The 14,898-nt window shown below is 64.5% G+C and carries 12 protein-coding genes; all 12 read right to left on the reverse strand.

All coding sequences use genetic code 11. The features are described from left to right. Positions 1 to 89: 89 nt before the first annotated feature. The 12 genes from dnaE to uppS all read right to left on the reverse strand — a co-directional run bounded on the left by dnaE (position 90) and on the right by uppS (position 14,897). Positions 90 to 3,623 (reverse strand): DNA polymerase III subunit alpha, encoded by a 3,534-nt coding sequence (dnaE, locus tag OH686_RS06295; protein ID WP_289536910.1) that lies wholly within the window; start codon positions 3,621 to 3,623, stop codon positions 90 to 92. A 90-nt stretch (positions 3,624 to 3,713) separates the two neighbouring features. After that, a complete protein-coding gene (rnhB, locus tag OH686_RS06300) occupies positions 3,714 to 4,316 on the reverse strand; it encodes a ribonuclease HII (RefSeq protein ID WP_289536912.1) in 603 nt (200 codons plus the stop codon). Beyond that, positions 4,316 to 5,449: a lipid-A-disaccharide synthase gene (gene lpxB, locus OH686_RS06305; protein WP_289536913.1), complete on the reverse strand. Its 1,134-nt coding sequence runs from the start codon at positions 5,447 to 5,449 to the stop codon at positions 4,316 to 4,318. Before lpxB ends, rnhB begins: the two co-directional genes overlap by 1 nt. Positions 5,450 to 5,451: 2 nt before the next feature. After that, positions 5,452 to 6,228, reverse strand: a complete 777-nt coding sequence (gene lpxA, locus OH686_RS06310; RefSeq protein ID WP_289536914.1) for an acyl-ACP--UDP-N-acetylglucosamine O-acyltransferase — start codon at positions 6,226 to 6,228, stop codon at positions 5,452 to 5,454. Beyond that, positions 6,225 to 6,665 carry a 3-hydroxyacyl-ACP dehydratase FabZ gene (gene fabZ / locus OH686_RS06315; RefSeq protein ID WP_137974333.1) on the reverse strand — a complete coding sequence of 147 codons (441 nt, stop codon included), beginning with the start codon at positions 6,663 to 6,665 and terminating at the stop codon, positions 6,225 to 6,227. Before fabZ ends, lpxA begins: the two co-directional genes overlap by 4 nt. Positions 6,666 to 6,710: 45 nt before the next feature. Beyond that, a complete protein-coding gene (gene lpxD / locus OH686_RS06320; protein WP_289536916.1) occupies positions 6,711 to 7,769 on the reverse strand; it encodes a UDP-3-O-(3-hydroxymyristoyl)glucosamine N-acyltransferase in 1,059 nt (352 codons plus the stop codon). A gap of 2 nt (positions 7,770 to 7,771) precedes the next feature. Beyond that, positions 7,772 to 8,275 (reverse strand): OmpH/Skp family outer membrane protein, encoded by a 504-nt coding sequence (locus tag OH686_RS06325; protein WP_137974331.1) that lies wholly within the window; start codon positions 8,273 to 8,275, stop codon positions 7,772 to 7,774. Positions 8,276 to 8,312: 37 nt separating this feature from the next. Then, positions 8,313 to 10,697, reverse strand: a complete 2,385-nt coding sequence (bamA, locus tag OH686_RS06330; protein WP_289536918.1) for an outer membrane protein assembly factor BamA — start codon at positions 10,695 to 10,697, stop codon at positions 8,313 to 8,315. Between the two features lie 74 nt (positions 10,698 to 10,771). Then, positions 10,772 to 12,124, reverse strand: coding sequence for a sigma E protease regulator RseP (rseP, locus tag OH686_RS06335; protein WP_289536920.1), 1,353 nt, complete (start codon positions 12,122 to 12,124; stop codon positions 10,772 to 10,774). Positions 12,125 to 12,142: 18 nt separating this feature from the next. Beyond that, positions 12,143 to 13,333, reverse strand: a complete 1,191-nt coding sequence (gene ispC, locus OH686_RS06340) for a 1-deoxy-D-xylulose-5-phosphate reductoisomerase (RefSeq protein WP_289536923.1) — start codon at positions 13,331 to 13,333, stop codon at positions 12,143 to 12,145. Beyond that, positions 13,330 to 14,145 (reverse strand): phosphatidate cytidylyltransferase, encoded by an 816-nt coding sequence (locus OH686_RS06345; protein ID WP_289536925.1) that lies wholly within the window; start codon positions 14,143 to 14,145, stop codon positions 13,330 to 13,332. The genes ispC and OH686_RS06345 overlap by 4 nt, the downstream gene beginning before the upstream one ends. Then, on the reverse strand, positions 14,139 to 14,897 hold the full coding sequence (uppS, locus tag OH686_RS06350; RefSeq protein WP_289536926.1) for a polyprenyl diphosphate synthase: 759 nt from the start codon (positions 14,895 to 14,897) through the stop codon (positions 14,139 to 14,141). The genes OH686_RS06345 and uppS overlap by 7 nt, the downstream gene beginning before the upstream one ends. Between the last annotated feature and the right edge of the window lies 1 nt (position 14,898).

Raw genomic sequence — 14,898 nt, forward strand, 5'->3', positions numbered from 1 at the left:
GGGGCCGGGCGGTGTTCCATGTGGCGCCTACCTTAAGGGATAGTGCGCCCGTGGTCGAGGCCGAACGCGGCAGGCCCGAGGCCTGCCGTTCAGCGGTATTGGAGGAAGACGTTGTCTTTGCCGAACTGGTCACGCAGGGCCTGGATCAGGTTGTCTGCTGGGTCGATGCGCCATTGCTCGCCAAACTGCAGCACCGCCTTGGCCTCGCTGCCGCTGTAGTCCAGAGTCAGCGGGCAGGCGCCCTTGTGCTTGCCGAACAGCTCGCCCAGCCAGCGCAGACGATCGCCCTGCAGCGCCTCGCGCGGGGCGCGAATACGCAGGCTTTCGGCCAGGCCGGTGCGCGCCTCTTCCAGACTCATCACCCGCTTGGCGCGCAGGCGCAGGCCGCCGGAGAACTCGTCGTTGCTCACCTCGCCCTCGACCACCACCAGGGCATCGGTCTGCAGCAGCGCCTGGGCGCTGGCGAAGGCGTCGGCGAACAGCGAGGCCTCGATCCGCCCGGAGCGGTCGTCGAGGGTGATGAAGCCCATCTTGTCGCCCTTCTTGTTCTTCATCACCCGCAACGCCACGATCAGCCCGGCGATGGTCTGGGTGTCGCGGGCGGCGCGCAGCTCGACGATGCGCTGGCGCGCGAAGCGGCGCACCTCGCCCTCGTATTCGTCGATCGGGTGGCCGGTGAGGTACAGACCCAGGGTGTCCTTCTCGCCCTTCAGGCGTTCCTTGATCGACAGCTCGCGGGCGTTGCGGTGATTGACGTAAAGGTCCGCCTCCGGCTCGGCGAACACGCCACCGAACAGGTCCATGTGACCGCTGTCGTGACTGCGCGCGGTCTGCTCGGCGGCCTGTACCGCCTCCTCCATGGCCGCCAGCAGCACGGCGCGGTTGCGGTCGACGCTGGCCTGGTAGGCCTTGAGCTCATCCTGGTAGTACGGACCGAGGCGATCCAGCGCGCCGGAACGCACCAGCGCCTCCAGGGTGCGCTTGTTGATGCGCTTGAGGTCGACGCGGTTGCAGAAGTCGAACAGATCCTTGAACGGACCGCCCTCGGCGCGGCACTCGACGATGGCCTCCACCGGCCCCTCGCCCACACCCTTGACCGCACCCAGGCCGTAGACGATGCGCCCGTCCTCGTTGACGGTGAACTTGAACTCCGAGGTGTTCACGTCCGGCGCATCGAGGCGCAGCTTCATGCTGCGGCACTCCTCGATGAGGATCACCACCTTGTCGGTGTTGTGCATATCCGCGGACAGCACCGCCGCCATGAACGGCGCCGGGTAGTGCGCCTTGAGCCAGGCGGTCTGGTAGGAGACCAGGCCGTAGGCGGCGGAGTGGGATTTGTTGAAGCCGTAGCCGGCGAACTTTTCCACCAGGTCGAAGATGTTGCCCGCCAGCTCCGCATCGATGCCGTTCTTCGCGCAGCCTTCAATGAAGCCGCCGCGCTGCTTGGCCATTTCCTCGGGCTTCTTCTTGCCCATGGCGCGGCGCAGCATGTCCGCGCCACCGAGGGTGTAGCCCGCCATCACCTGGGCGATCTGCATCACCTGTTCCTGGTACAGGATGATGCCGTAGGTGGGCTTGAGCACGGGCTCCAGGCCGGCGTACTGGTAGTCGGGGTGCGGGTAGGAGAGCTGCTCGCGCCCGTGCTTGCGGTTGATGAAGTCGTCCACCATGCCCGACTGCAGCGGGCCGGGGCGGAACAGGGCCACCAGTGCGATCATGTCTTCCAGGCAGTCGGGCTTGAGCTTCTTGATCAGCTCCTTCATGCCGCGGGATTCGAGCTGGAACACGGCCGTGGTCTCGGCCTTCTGCAGCATCGCGTAGGTCGGCTTGTCGTCCAGCGGGATGAAGTCGATGTTGATCAGCTCTTCATCCGACGCGCCCTCGCGCTTCTGGATGCGATGGATGGTCTCCATCGCCCACTTGATGATGGTCAGGGTCCGCAGGCCGAGGAAGTCGAACTTCACCAGGCCGGCCGCCTCCACGTCGTCCTTGTCGAACTGGGTGACCAGGCCGCCGCCCTCTTCATCGCAGGAAGTCGGCGCGAAGTCGGTCAGCTTGGTCGGCGCGATCACCACACCACCGGCGTGCTTGCCGGTGCCGCGCACCACACCCTCGAGCTTGAGGGCCATGTCCCAGATTTCCTGGGCTTCCTCGTCGGCCTTGAGGAAGTCGCGTAGCACCTCTTCCTGCTCGTAGGCCGCCTCCAGGGTCATGCCGACCTCGAAGGGGATCATCTTCGACAGGCGGTCGGCCAGGCCGTAGGACTTGCCCTGCACCCGCGCCACGTCGCGCACCACCGCCTTGGCCGCCATGGAGCCGAAGGTGATGATCTGGCTCACCGCGTTACGGCCGTACTTCTCGGCCACGTAGTCGATCACCCGGTCGCGACCGTCCATGCAGAAGTCGACGTCGAAGTCGGGCATGGAGATCCGTTCGGGGTTGAGGAAGCGCTCGAACAGCAGGTCATAGGCCAGCGGGTCGAGGTCGGTGATCTTCAGCACGTAGGCCACCAGCGAGCCGGCGCCCGAACCCCGGCCCGGGCCGACCGGCACGCCGTTGTTCTTCGCCCACTTGATGAAGTCCATCACGATGAGGAAGTAACCGGGGAAGCCCATCTGGATGATGATGTCGAGCTCGAAGTTCAGGCGGTCGACGTAGACCTGGCGCTTCTCCTCGTAGTTGGGCGTGGTGTCCTTCGGCCACAGCACGGCCAGACGCTCCTCCAGGCCCTCGAAGGAGGCGTGACGCAGGTAGTCGTCGATGCCCATGCCGTTGGGCGTGGGGAAGTCCGGCAGGAAGTATTTGCCCAGCTGCACGTCGATGTTGCAGCGCTTGGCGATCTCGACCGTGTTTTCCAGCGCCTCGGGCAAGTCGGCGAACAGCTCCGCCATCTCCTCCGGCGACTTGAGGTACTGCTCCTCGGAGTAATTGCGCGGGCGGCGCGGGTCATCCAGGGTGCGGCCCTCGCCGATGCACACGCGGGTCTCGTGGGCCTCGAAGTCACCCGGCTTGAGGAAGCGCACATCGTTGGTCGCCACCAGCGGCACACCGGTGCGCGTGGCCAGCGCTACCGCGGCATGCAGATGCTCTTCGTCATTGACCCTATTGGTGCGTTGCACTTCCAGGTAGAAGCGCTCCGGGAACACCGCCAGCCACTCATCGAGCAGCGCCTCGGCGCGCCCCGGCTCGCCGGCCAGCAGGGCCATGCCGACCTCGCCCTCACGCGCGCCGGACAGTGCAATCACGCCTTCGGCAGCCTCCTTGACCCAGTCGCGCTGGATGATCACCAGGCCATTGTCCTGACCCTCGGCCCAGCCGCGGGAGATCAGTTCGGTGAGGTTGCGATAGCCCTGGGCGTTCATCGCCAGCAGGGTCAGGCGCGACAGCGGCCCATCCTCGTCCGGGCTGGCCAGCCAGATATCGGCGCCGCAGATCGGCTTGATGCCCGCGCCCATGGCGGTCTTGTAGAACTTCACCAGCGAGCACATGTTGCTCATGTCGGTGACGGCCACCGCCGGCATGCCCGCCCCGGCGACGGCCTTGACCAGCGGCTTGACCCGTACCAGCCCGTCGACCAGGGAAAACTCGGTGTGCAGGCGCAGATGGACGAAGGTAGCGGTCATGACAATCCCGTTGGTGACACAGAAACTATAAGGCCCGGATTGTACCGGGCCTCGACTTAAACAACAGCTTGCGAACCAGCCGTGCGGCGCTTATTCGATCCCTTCCAGCACATCGCGTACCGGCGCGAACGAGCGCCGATGAATGGGCGTGGCACCCAGGCGTTTGAGCGCCTCCAGATGGACGGGCGTCGGATAGCCCTTGTGCCCGCCGATGCCGTAGCCCGGGTAGAGTTTTTCCATCTCGGCCATCTCGCGATCACGACTGACCTTGGCCAAGATCGACGCCGCCGCGATGGCCGGCACCTGGGCATCGCCACCGACCACCGGCGCGCTGGGCACCGCCAGTTTGGGGCAGCGGTTGCCATCGATCAGCGCCAGCTTCGGGGTAACGCTCAAGCCCTCCACCGCGCGCTGCATGGCCAGCATGGTGGCATGCAGGATGTTGAGCTGGTCGATCTCCTCCACCTCGGCGCGGGCGATGCACCAGGCCAGGGCCTTTTCGCAGATCTCGTCGAACAGCTTCTCGCGGCGCGCCTCGGTGAGCTTCTTCGAATCGTTGAGGCCTGCAATCGGCCGAGCCGGGTCGAGGATCACCGCGGCGGTGACCACCGGCCCGCAGAGCGGACCGCGGCCGACTTCGTCGACACCGGCGACCAGTTCCTCGACCAGGGCGAAATCCAGTCCGAGCTGCATCAGGCCTGCCCCACCAGCTTGAGCACGGCGTCGGCGGCCTGCTCCGAGGCGTCCTGGCGCAGAGCCCGATGAATCACGTCGAAACCCAGGGTCTGCACCGCGCCGTCGTCCAGCAACGGCGCCAGGGTCTGGGCCAGAGCGTCGGGAGTCGCGGCATCCTGAATCAGCTCCGGGACCAGCATGCGCTCGGCCAGCAGGTTGGGCAGCGAGATGTAGGGGCTCTTCACCAGACGCTTGAGGATGCGGTAGGTCAGCGGCGCCACCTTGTAGGCCACCACCATCGGCCGCTTGTGCAGCAGGGCTTCCAGAGTCGCGGTACCGGAGGCGATCAGCACCGCGTCGCAGGCGGCCAGGGCTTCGTGGGAGCGACCGTCGAGCAGGCGCAGCGGCAGGTTGCGTCCGGCAAGCATGGCTTCCAGCTGGGCGCGGCGCTCGGCGTTGGCGCAGGGCAACACGAATTGCACGCCCGGTCGCAACGCGCGCAGACGCTCGGCGGCATCGAGGAACAGCTCACCGAGACGCGCCACCTCGCCGCCACGACTGCCCGGCAGCAGGGCAACCACACTGTCGTCCGGCGCCAGGCCCAGGGCTTCGCGCGCGCCGTCGCGATCGGCCTGCAGCGGAATGGTGTTGGCCAACGGATGGCCGACGAAACGCACCGGCACCTGGTGATCCAGGTAGAAGCGCGCCTCGAAGGGAAACAGCGTCAGCATCAGGTCGCAGGCTTCGCGAATCTTCAGCACGCGCTTCTGCCGCCAGGCCCAGACGGACGGGCTGACGTAATGCACCGTCTTGATCCCGGCCTGGCGCAGCTTGAGCTCGAGGCCGAGGTTGAAGTCCGGGGCATCGATGCCAATGAATACATCCGGCTTGGCGGCGATGAGCTCCTTGATCAGGCGCTTGCGGCGGCCCAGCAGCTCACGCAGACGACCGAGCACTTCGACCAGGCCCATCACCGCCAGACGCTCCATGGGGAAGCTCGACACCAGGCCTTCGGCCTCCATACGCGGACCGCCGACGCCGATAAATTCGACTTCCGGGTGTTTGATCTTGAGCGCCTGCATCAGGCCGGCGCCGAGGATATCGCCGGAGGCCTCTCCAGCCACCAGCGCAACGAGAAGGGGACGGCTCATGATCAGCGGGTGATGCCGCGGGTCGAAGCCTGGACGGAATCGCGGAACACCGCCACTTCCGGAAACTGCGCGGCGGATTCGGCCAGTTCGGCCAGCGCCTGCTCGACGGTCAGCCCCTGGCGATACACCACCTTGTAGGCGCGACGCAGGGCGGCGATGGCCTCGGCGCTGAAGCCACGACGGCGCATGCCCTCAAAGTTCATGCTGCGCGCCTCGGCCGGGTTGCCGAACACGGTGACGTAGGCCGGGACGTCCTTGCCGATGGCGGTGCCCATGCCGGAGAAACTGTGGGCGCCGATGCGGCAGAACTGGTGGACCAGGGTGAAGCCGGAGAGGATCGCCCAGTCGTCCATGTGCACATGGCCGGCCAGCGCGGTATTGTTGACCAGGATGCAGTGGTTGCCGATCACGCTGTCGTGGCCGATGTGCACGTAGGCCATCAGCAGGTTGTGGTCGCCGATGGTGGTCTCGGAGCGATCCTGCACGGTGCCACGGTGAATGGTCACGCCTTCGCGAATCACGTTGTGATCGCCGATCACCAGCCGGGTCGGCTCGCCGTTGTACTTAAGGTCCGGAGTATCTTCACCCACCGAAGAGAACTGGTAGATCTTGTTGTGCTTGCCGATGGCGGTCGGGCCCTTGAGGACCACATGCGGGCCGACCACCGTACCCTCGCCGATTTCCACATCCGGTCCGATGATCGACCAGGGGCCGACCTGAACGTCATCCGCCAGCTTGGCCGACGGATCGATGATGGCGCGAGGGTCGATCAAACTCATAGCTTGCGTTCCGCACAGATGATTTCGGCCGAGCAGACTTCCTTGCCATCGACGCTGGCCTGACAGGCGAATTTCCAGATGCTGCGCTTGACGCTGAGGAACTTGGCCTCGAGCACCAACTGATCGCCCGGCAGGACCGGCTGGCGGAAGCGCAGCTTGTCGGAGCCGACGAAGTAATACAGGGTGCCATCGGCCGGCTTCACGTCGAGCATCTTGAAGCCGAGGATACCGGCCGCCTGGGCCATGGCCTCGATGATCAGCACACCCGGCATGATCGGGTGCTCGGGGAAGTGACCGTTGAAGAATGGCTCGTTGATGCTGACATTCTTGTAGGCGCGAATGGTCTTGCCTTCGATATCCAGCTCGGCGACGCGATCTACCAGCAGAAACGGGTAGCGGTGCGGCAGATATTCGCGAATCTCGTTGATGTCCATCATTTGCAGAAAGCCTGTACTAAAAAGAGGGGCGTGCCAGAGGCACGATCAGGCATCAGATGAGGCCTGATCGCCCGGGGTCACGGCGGCGAGGCGCTTTTCCAGCTCGCGCAGGCGCCGCGCCATGTCGTCCAATTGACGGATGCGGGCGGCGCTCTTCTTCCAGTCACCCGCGGTCTGCATGGCAGTACCGGAAGAATAGGCGCCCGGCTCGGTGATCGAGCGGGTGACCATGGTCATGCCGGTCACGAACACGTTGTCACACACTTCGATGTGGCCAACCATGCCTACACCACCGGCGATCATGCAGTGCTTGCCGATCTTGGTGCTGCCGGAAATACCGACGCAGCCGGCCATGGCGGTGTGGTCGCCGATCTGCACGTTGTGCGCAATCATGATCTGGTTATCCAGCTTCACGCCGTTGCCGATCACCGTATCGGCCAGGGCGCCGCGATCGATGGTGGTATTGGCGCCGACTTCCACGTCGTCACCCAGCACCACACCGCCAATCTGCGCGATCTTGAGCCATACACCTTTCTCGTTGGCGAAGCCGAAGCCCTCGCCGCCGAGCACCGCGCCGGACTGAATGACCACGCGCTTGCCGATCCTCACATCGTGATAGAGCGTGACGCTCGGCGCCAGCCAGCCGCCCTCGCCCACCACGCTGCGCGCACCGATCACACAGTGCGCACCAATGGTGACGGCCGCGCCGATCTGCGCACCGCTCTCGATCACCGCATAGGCACCGATGCTGGCACTCGGATCGACCTGGGCATCGGCAGCGATCACCGCAGTCGGGTGCACACCAGCAGCCGCGACGGGCTTGCTATCGAACAGATGGGAAAGCTGGGCGAAGGCCAGATAGGGGCTGTCCACCAACAGAGCGTCGCCGGCATAGCCCTCGGCATCGGCGGCGGTCAGCAGCACCACGCCGGCACGAGTCTCGGCCAGGAACTTGCGGTACTGCGCATTGGCGAGAAAACTCAGCTGATCGGGGCCGGCGTCCTGCAGGGTCGCCAGACCGCGAATCGGCTTGTCAGCGGCGCCACGCAAGGTGGCGCCGAGACGCTCGGCCAGCTGACCGAGGGTGAAGACCACGGCGCTCATGCTCAGCGCTGCGAGTTCATGCGCTGGATGACCTGACGGGTGATCTCGTACTGCGGCTTGACGTCGACCACGGCGCCACGCTCCAGAACCAGGTCGTAGTTACCCTGCTTGATCACTTCCTCGACGGCCTTATCCAGCTTCGGCTTGAGCTGCTTGAGCATGTCGCGGTCGGAAATCGCCTTGGCCTCGTTCAGCTCCTTGGACTGGAACTGGAAATCGCGGGCCTTCTGCTTGAATTCCAGCTCCAGGCGTTCACGCTCGGCCTGCTGCATCTTCTCGGCATCCTTGACCAGACGATCCTGGATACGCTTGGCATCGGCTTCCAGCTGCTTGAGCTTGTTCAGCTGCGGACCGAACTTCTTCTCCGCATCCACGGCATATTTCTTGGCGGCATCGGACTCGAGCAGGGCCATCTGATAGTTCATCACCGCGATTTTCATCTCGGCGAAGGCCGGGGTTGCCATCAGGGTGGCGGCAACCAGAACCAGTTGAGTCAACTTACGCACGATGCACTCCTGCAACAAAACACTGTTGTCTAGCAAATTAGAAAGTTTGGCCCAGGGAGAACTGGAATATCTGAGTATCCGCCTCTTCCGGCTTCTTGATCGGAGCCGCCAGGCTGAAACTCAGCGGGCCGAGCGCGGTGACCCAGGTCACCCCGACACCCACGGAGCTCGCCAGGTCGCCGAAGTCAATGTTGTTGCAGCTCGGCGACGAGGAGGCACAAGAGGTGTCGTATACGTTACCCACGTCCCAGAACAGGGCGGTACGCAGGGAGCGTTGATCCTTGACGAACGGCAGCGGGAACAGCAGCTCCGCGCCACCCTGGATCAGCACGTTGCCACCGAAGGGCAGCGGGTCTTGATCCGGGTCGGTGTAACGCCCGTATTGATCGCGCTTGTTATAAACAAGTTTGCCGTCTTCGTAGACCTGACTCGGGGTACTGCGCGGACCCAGGCTGCTGTCTTCGAAACCACGTACCGAGTTGAAGCCGCCGGCGAAGTAGTGCTCGTAGAACGGCAGCTCCGAGGTGGAACCATAGGCATCACCGAAGCCCAGCTCGGTATGGAAGCGCAGGGTGTACTTGTCGTTGATCGGCGTGAACAGCTGACCGCGGTAGTCGAGCTTGAAGAACGACAGGTCGCTGCCCGGCACGGTGCTTTCCAGCACCAAGCTCTGGGAATGACCACGGTTGGCCAGCACGCCGCGGTTCAGGGTCGACTCGGACCAGCCGATGGAGGCCTTCAGGTTCAGGTAGCTGTCGCCTTCCTGCTCGATGAAGTCGATGATCTCGTCGACGGTATAGTCGCCAGTATCGATGCTGTCCTGCTGTATGGTCAGGCCGTAAGTCAGGCGCGAGGTCTCGCTGATCGGATAGCCGATGCTCATGCCCGCACCGTAACTGTCCACCGAGTAGCTGGACACGTCGACGTCGAGGTCGTCGTAGTCGGTGGTGCGGTAGAAGGCGTTGTAACCCAGGCTGACGCCGTCGACCGTCCAGTAGGGGTCGACGAAGCCGAAGTTGTAGCGGGTCTGGTATTCGGAGCGGGTCAGGCCGACGCTGACCTTGTTACCGCTACCCAGGAAGTTGTTCTGGCTGATCGAGCCACCGAGGATCAGACCGGCGTTCTGGGCGAAGCCGACGCTGGCGGTGATCGAGCCGGATGCCTGCTCTTCCACGCTGTAGTTGACGTCGACCTGGTCGTCGGTGCCCGGCACCTGCGGGGTCTCGACGTTGACTTCCTTGAAGTAGCCCAGGCGCTCCAGACGGGTCTTGGACTGGTCGATCAGGTAGGTCGAGGCCCAGCCGCCTTCCATCTGGCGCATCTCGCGGCGCAGCACTTCGTCTTCGGTCTTGGTGTTGCCTCGGAAGTTGATGCGGTTGACGTAGGCACGCTTGCCCGGATCGACCACGAAGGTGATGGCGACGGTCTTGTCCGCATCGTTGGGCTGCGGCACGCCGTTGACGTTGGCGAAGGTATAGCCTTCGTTGCCCAGGCGACGGGTGATCAGCTCGGAGGTGGTGGTCATCACCTTGCGCGAGAAGACCTGTCCTTCCTTAACCAGCAACAGCTTCTTCACTTCTTCTTCCGGCACCTTCAGATCGCCGGAGAGTTTGACTTCGCTGACGCTGTACTTCTCGCCTTCTTCGACGTTGACGGTGATGTAGACGTGCTTCTTGTCCGGGGTGATGGATACCTGGGTGGAGGAGATATCCATATTGATATAGCCGCGGTCCAGGTAGTAGGAGCGCAGGCGCTCCAGGTCACCGGACAGTTTCTCGCGGGCGTACTTGTCGTCGTTCTTGAAGAAGGATAGCCAGTTGGTGGTCTTCAGCTCGAACAGGGCAGTGAGGTCTTCGTCCGGGAAGACGCTGTTGCCGACCACGTTGATGTGCTGGATGGCGGCGACCGAGCCCTCGTTGATGGTGATCTTCAGCGCCACGCGGTTACGTGGCTGGGGAATCACCTCGGCCTCGATCTCGGCCGAGTAGCGGCCCTGGGCCACGTACTGGCGCAGGAGCTCGTTGCGCACGCCTTCCAGCGTAGCGCGCTGGAAGATCTCGCCTTCGGCCAGGCCGGACTGCTGCAGGCCCTTCATCAGGTCTTCGGTGGTGATCGCCTTGTTGCCTTCAATCTCGACGGTGGAGATCGACGGGCGCTCGACCACGCTGATCACCAGCACATCGCCTTCGCGACCGAGCTGGATATCCTGGAAGAAACCGGTCTTGAACAGGGAGCGGGTAGCGTCCACCAGACGGCGGTCGTCGACCTGGTCACCAACATTGAGCGGCAAAGCGCCGAACAGGCTACCGGCGGAGACCCGCTGCAGGCCATTGACGCGGATATCTGTGATGGTGAAGGACTCAGCGTGAACTTCGGCGATCATCAGGGCGGCGAGGACCGCAGGTAGCAGCAGACGTTTCATGAAGTCCTTTCTTATTCCAACTGATAATAAAGAAACTGCCGCGATACGCGGCAGATTCGGAATTCAGCTATTCGTTACAGACGACTCAAGTCATTGACCAGGGCCAGCAACATCACCCCAAGCACCAGACTGATACCGATCTGAATGCCCCAACCCTGCACCCGCTCGGACAGCGGACGACCACGCGCCCACTCGACCAGGTAGAACAGCAAATGCCCCCCATCCAGAACGGGAATGGGCAGCAAATTGAGAACCCCCAAGCTAATGCTCAGATAGGCGAGGAAATTGAGGAAATCCGCCACGCCGGACTGAGCCGAAGCGCCCGCCACTTTAGCAATGGTTATCGGCCCACTCAAGTTTTTTACCGACAGCTCGCCGAACAGCATTTTCTTCAGCGAATCAAGGGTTAGCGCGGTCATGCTCCAGGTACGACGCAGGCTCTCGGTGACTGCGTCCAGAGGGCCGAAACTGACCTCGTGCAGCATCTGCGCCGGCCACTCGCCGCCCTTTACCCCTACCCCCAGATAACCACCGCGAGCCTTGCCTTCGCCACGAGCCCCAAGAGTCACTGGCAATTCAAGCTGCTGGCCATCGCGCTGCAGGCGCAGAGTCACCTGATCGCCGGCGCGCGTGCGCACCCAGTCGATCACTTGCTGCCACTCGTCCAGACGCTGATCATCCAGCGCCAGCAGGCGGTCGCCCAGACGCACACCAGCCTTCTGTGCCGGCCCTTCCGGATCAAGCTCGTTGACTACCGGCTGAGTCGCCGGGCGCCACGGGGTGATGCCAAGGGAGGCCAGAGGCTCCGGCTCGTCGACGCCGCGCAGCCAGTCACGCAGCACCAGCTGCCGCTCGGCGACCAGCGACGAACCCTGCTCGCGCACCTGCAGCTGAACGATGCCGCTCTCGCCGAGGCGGCGCACCAACTGCAGATTGACCGCCGACCAGCCGGGCGTGCTCTCGCCATCCACCGCCACGATCTCCTGACCGGCACGCAGTCCCGCCGCCGCCGCGAGACTTTCCGGTTCGACCTGGCCGATCACCGGTCGTACCTGCTGGGAGCCAAGCAGGGCGATGATCCAGAAGAACAGGATGGCGAGCAGGAAGTTGGCGATCGGGCCAGCCGCGACTATGGCGATGCGCTGTTTGACCGACTTGCGATTGAAGGCCTGGTCAAGCTGCTCGAGCGGCACATCACCCTCGCGCTCGTCGAGCATCTTTACGTAACCGCCCAGGGGAATGGCCGCGACCATGAACTCGGTGCCATGGCGGTCGTGCCAGCGCACCAGCGGCGTGCCGAAGCCCACTGAGAAGCGCAGCACCTTGACGCCGCAGCGCCGCGCCACCCAGAAATGGCCGAACTCATGGAAGGTAACCAGCACCCCGAGTGCGATCAGGGTGCCGAAGATCATGTACAACCCGCTCATTCCGTCTTCCTCCGGGCCTCAGCGCCCGTGGCGATTCAACCAGTCGACTGCCAGGGTTCTGGCCCGGGCATCCGCCGCCAGCACCGCATCCAGGTCCGCGACCGCGGCCGATGCCTGACGACTCAGGGTGTCCTCGATGATACGCGCGATCTCCGGGAAGCGGATGCGCCGTTCGAGAAACGCCGCCACCGCCACCTCGTTCGCCGCATTGAGCATCGCCGGCGCGCTACCGCCGGCCTCCGCAGCCTGGCGCGCCAGGCGCAGACAGGGGAAACGCTGCTCGTCGGGATGCTGGAAATCCAGCCGGGCAACGGCAAACAGGTCCAGCGGCGCCACGCCCGAATCGATCCGCTCCGGCCAGGCCAGGGCATTGGCAATGGGCGTACGCATATCCGGGTTGCCCAACTGGGCCAGCACCGAACCATCCACGTAATCGACCAGGGAATGGATCACGCTTTGCGGGTGGATCACCACCTCGACCTGGGACGGGCGCGCATCGAACAGCCAGCAGGCCTCGATCAGCTCCAGCCCCTTGTTCATCATACTCGCCGAATCCACGGAGATCTTGCGCCCCATGGACCAGTTCGGGTGAGCACAGGCCTGCTCCGGCGAGACATGCTCCAGCTCGCTCAGCGGCGTTTCGCGGAACGGACCGCCGGAGGCAGTCAGCAGAATCCGCCGCACCCCCACTGCACCGAGGCCGCGGGCGTAATCGCCGGGCAGGCACTGGAAGATCGCATTGTGCTCGCTGTCGATCGGCAGCAGCGTGGCGCCATGCTCATGCACCGCCCGCATGAAGAGGTCGCCGGACATCACCAGCGCCTCCTTGTTGGCCAGCAGCACCTTCTTGCCCGCGCACACGGCAGCCAGGGTCGGCTTGAGGCCGGCGGCACCGACGATGGCGGCCATCACCGCATCCACCTCTGGATGGGCAGCCACCTCGCACAGACCGCCCTCGCCTACCAGCACCTGCGTCGGCAGGCCCGCAGCCCGCAGCGAGTCCTGCAGCCTTAGCGCACTGCCCTCATCGGCGGTTACGGCAAACTGCGGGCGATGTTTTAGGCACAGCTGTTCGAGCTCGGCCAGACGGGAGAAGCCACTGAGGGCGAAGGCCTGGTAGCGCTGCGGGTGGCGTGCGATGACATCCAGGGTGCTGAGGCCGATCGAACCGGTCGCCCCCAGTACGACGATGCGTTGCGGCTGACTCACTGCGCGCCCCAGCCCGCCAGCCACAGCAGCACGGCAAACAGCGGAATGGCAGCGGTCAGGCTGTCGATGCGATCCAGCACACCGCCATGACCGGGCAGCAGATTGCTGCTGTCCTTGATCCCGGACTGACGCTTGAACATGCTCTCGGTCAGGTCACCGATCACCGACCCCGCCACCACCAGCGCGGCACCCGCCAGCGCCAGCAGCAGCCCAGGGGTCTGCCAGCCCTGCTGCAGACCTACCGCCAGGGTGATCAGCAAACTGGCAGCCAGGCCACCGAAGAAACCTTCCCAGCTCTTGCCGGGACTGACGCGCGGCGCCAGCTTGCGCTTGCCGAACGCCTTGCCGGCGAAATAGGCGCCGATATCGGCACCCCACACCAGCACCATCACTGCGATGATCAGGCCGTTGGCCTGCGGCCACTGCTTGAGCTGCACCAGCCCCTGCCAGGCCGGCAGCAGGATCAGCAGGCCGATCAGCAGCTTGCCGGGCAAGCCGCCCCAGTAGCGACTGCTATCCGGGTAATTCAGCACCAGCAGGGTCGCCAGCAGCCACCAGAGCACCGCGGCACCCAGCAACCAGGGCGCCAGAGCCGGAACCAGGTATGCGCCGTAGAGCGATGCCGCCACGACCAACGCATAAGCCACGCGCTGCGGCTGGGATGCGAGGCCCGCCAGGCGCGCCCACTCCCAGGCACCCAGGGTGACGACGGCACCGATGAACAGGGCGAACGCCCAGCCATCGAGCAGGAAGAAGCCGCCCAGGGCGATGGGCAACAGGATCAGGGCAGTGATGATGCGCTGCTTCAGCATTGGCGAGCCTCGGCTTCCACCTGCTCGCTGGTCTTGCCGAAGCGACGCTGGCGGGTAGCGAAATCGGCCAGCGCCTTGCGCATGGCCTCGTGCTTGAAATCCGGCCAGAACAGGTCGGAGAAGTACAGCTCGGAATAGGCCAGCTGCCAGAGCAGGAAGTTGCTGATGCGATGCTCGCCGCCGGTACGGATGCACAGGTCTGGCAACGGCAGATCACCGGTGGCCAGGCAGCTCTGCAGCAGCTCGGGGGTGATGTCTTCGCTCTGCAGGTGACCGGCCTGGACTTCCCGGGCGAGACGCTGGGCAGCCTGGGCGATGTCCCACTGGCCGCCATAGTTGGCGGCGATCTGCAGCACGAAGCGATTCTCGCCGGCGGTCTGCAGCTCGGCGTCGCGCATGGCCGCCTGGAGCTCCGGATGGAAGCGCGAGCGATCACCGATGATGCGCAGGCTGATGGCGTTGTCCTTGAGCTTGCGCGCCTCGCGACGCAGGGCACTGAGAAACAGCTCCATCAGCGCGCCGACCTCCTCGGCCGGCCGCTGCCAGTTCTCGCTGGAGAAGGCGAACAGGGTCAGCACCTCGACGCCGGCCTCGGCGCACACCTCGATGACCGCACGCACGGCATCGACGCCAGCCTTGTGCCCGGCCACGCCGGGCAACAGGCGTTTCTTCGCCCAGCGGTTGTTGCCATCCATGATGATGGCGACATGACGCGGTATCGCCGGCGGCGCTTCCTGCTTGGCCTTGCTCACA

The sequence above is a fragment of the Pseudomonas sp. SO81 genome (assembly GCF_030374125.1).
Lineage (GTDB): Bacteria > Pseudomonadota > Gammaproteobacteria > Pseudomonadales > Pseudomonadaceae > Aquipseudomonas.

Bases quoted from the DNA above. Each gene is read 5' to 3' on its own strand.
- rnhB (WP_289536912.1), bottom strand. From the start codon at position 4,316: ATGCAGCTCGGACTGGATTTCGCCCTGGTCGAGGAACTGGTCGCCGGT.
- dnaE (WP_289536910.1), bottom strand. From the start codon at position 3,623: ATGACCGCTACCTTCGTCCATCTGCGCCTGCACACCGAGTTTTCCCTG.
- lpxD (WP_289536916.1), bottom strand. From the start codon at position 7,769: ATGAGCGCCGTGGTCTTCACCCTCGGTCAGCTGGCCGAGCGTCTCGGC.
- OH686_RS06345 (WP_289536925.1), bottom strand. From the start codon at position 14,145: ATGCTGAAGCAGCGCATCATCACTGCCCTGATCCTGTTGCCCATCGCC.
- lpxA (WP_289536914.1), bottom strand. From the start codon at position 6,228: ATGAGTTTGATCGACCCTCGCGCCATCATCGATCCGTCGGCCAAGCTG.
- fabZ (WP_137974333.1), bottom strand. From the start codon at position 6,665: ATGATGGACATCAACGAGATTCGCGAATATCTGCCGCACCGCTACCCG.
- lpxB (WP_289536913.1), bottom strand. From the start codon at position 5,449: ATGAGCCGTCCCCTTCTCGTTGCGCTGGTGGCTGGAGAGGCCTCCGGC.
- bamA (WP_289536918.1), bottom strand. From the start codon at position 10,697: ATGAAACGTCTGCTGCTACCTGCGGTCCTCGCCGCCCTGATGATCGCC.
- rseP (WP_289536920.1), bottom strand. From the start codon at position 12,124: ATGAGCGGGTTGTACATGATCTTCGGCACCCTGATCGCACTCGGGGTG.